Genomic DNA, 1,883 nt, shown 5'->3' with positions numbered 1-1,883 from the left:
GGTCTGCGGCAGTGTCCGCGATCGGTCCGGCGGCCGCGGAATCGGCGAGCTCGGTTCTGCGCGCTGCTCGCGCCGTCTCGCCCTCCCGATATTGTGCGAGTTGCCCCTCGGCGAGAGCTCGTCGCCGCTGCAGATCGACAACGATGGTGGCCTTCGTCAGAGCTGCCGACGCACGCCGAGCTGCCGCGTCGATCAGCACCGCCCGACCTTGCGCGAGGGTCCGATTCTGCCGGGCATCGTCGAGGACATCGGCCGCCCATTCGAGGGGGTCCGGCTGTTCGCCGTCCTCGCCCGCGGGCTCGGGCACTCCCGATGCCTGCGACACCCGGCCGAGCATGATGTCGATGGCGTGGTGAGCGTCGGAGAGCTCGGCAGCGAGCTCCCGGCGACGCTGCGCGAACCACTCTTCGACGTCGCCGAATCTGCCTGTGTCGAAAAGTCTTTCGAGCAGATTTCCGCGTTCGTCGCTGTCGGCTCGGAGGAAGCGCGCGAACTCACCCTGCGGCAGCAGCACCACCTGAAAGAACTGGTCGGCACTCATCCCGAGCAGCGCGTTGACGGCGTCACCGATCTCATTGAGCCGGGTGAGGTTCTGCCCGCGGCCGTCGAGCCAGGTGAGACTGGCCTTGGCGTGTTGCTTGGTGGTGCCCGTGCTTCGGAGCTTGGGCCGCAGGAACTCCGGACTGCGCACAATTCTGATGCGCCGCCCACCGAGTGTCGCTTCCAACGTCACCTGTGGCACCGCACCCTTGGCCGCGTGATCGGACAGCAGCCGCTTGCCCTCGCGACGAGCTCCGGGCACTGTTCCGTACAGCGCGAACGCCACGGCGTCGAGCACCGTCGTCTTGCCGGCTCCGGTGTGACCGTGCAACAGGAAGAGCCCGTCGGCTCCCAGCGCATCGAAGTCCACCGTCTCGGTGCCCGCGAAGGGACCGAAGGCGCTGATCTCGAGCGAATGCAGTCTCATGCAGCACCGCGGTCGGCTGTGGTGGCCGTCCCGCGGAGGGCCTCGGCCTCGCGTTGCACGGAGGCCAGAGCACGAGCCAGGAGCGCGGACTCCGCTGCCGTCGGCACGCTGCGCATGTCCGTCACGAACGAGGTGGCGATGTCGAGATCGCTGCGGCCGCGCACACGGTCGCGGTAGCGTAGCTCTCCGGATCCCTCCGGGCGACGCCATTCCAGGTGGATAGCGTGCGGAAAACGCTGCTGCAGCAGGCGCATTGCGTCGACCGGACGTACCTCGTCGGTGAGCACGGCGGAGACGTAATGGTCCTCGAACTCGCAATATGCTGTGTCCGTTGTCAATTCCTCGACCGTGCCTTCGATGCGGGCGAGCCCGCGCACCACCGGCAGGTCCACTCGCTCGACGCTGCCCAGCCCGTTCGCGTCGAGTTCGAGAATCCACACCGCCTTGTGGTGCGACCGCTCGCCGAACGAATAGGGCAGGGGCGAACCGGAGTACCGCACCCGATCGGTGAGGGTCTGGGGCGAATGCAGATGTCCGAGCGCCACGTAGTCGACCCCGTCGAACGCCGACGCAGGCGCAGTTTCGATACCGCCGGAGGAGATCGACCTCTCCGACCCGGTCGCCTCACCGCCGACGATGAAAGCGTGGGCGAGCACGACGGAGCGAACGCGTTGCCCTGCCTCGCTTCTCGTCGCGAGGTCGCCGCGCACCCGATCCATCGCGGCACCGAGCACGTCGGCATGGGTACGCGCAGTGGGAACGTCGAGTTCGAGGCGAGTGGTTTCGGGCTCGAGATACGGAATGCCGTAGAACGCAACGCGGCCGTGCTCGTCGTCGATGACGACCGGGGTGGCGACGTCGCCACCCGCGTCATCAGATGCCAGCCCTCCTGCCGACGCGAACGCGGCGCCCGCGC

2 protein-coding genes are annotated in these 1,883 nt (G+C 67.9%); both read right to left on the bottom strand.

Features of this window, described 5'->3' with window-relative positions:
* On the bottom strand, positions 1-967 hold a 967-nt coding region (locus RHBS_RS27405), incomplete at its 3' end, for an AAA family ATPase (RefSeq protein WP_145977650.1).
* Positions 964-1,883, bottom strand: a 920-nt coding sequence (locus RHBS_RS27400; protein WP_145977649.1) for an exonuclease SbcCD subunit D, incomplete at its 5' end; no start/stop codon positions are given. The genes RHBS_RS27405 and RHBS_RS27400, both read right to left, overlap by 4 nt.

This window comes from Rhodococcus sp. BS-15, from assembly GCF_000813105.1.
Lineage (GTDB): Bacteria > Actinomycetota > Actinomycetes > Mycobacteriales > Mycobacteriaceae > Rhodococcoides.
Note: the sequence above shows the minus strand (reverse complement) of the source record. Positions and strands in the feature narration are given on the sequence as shown.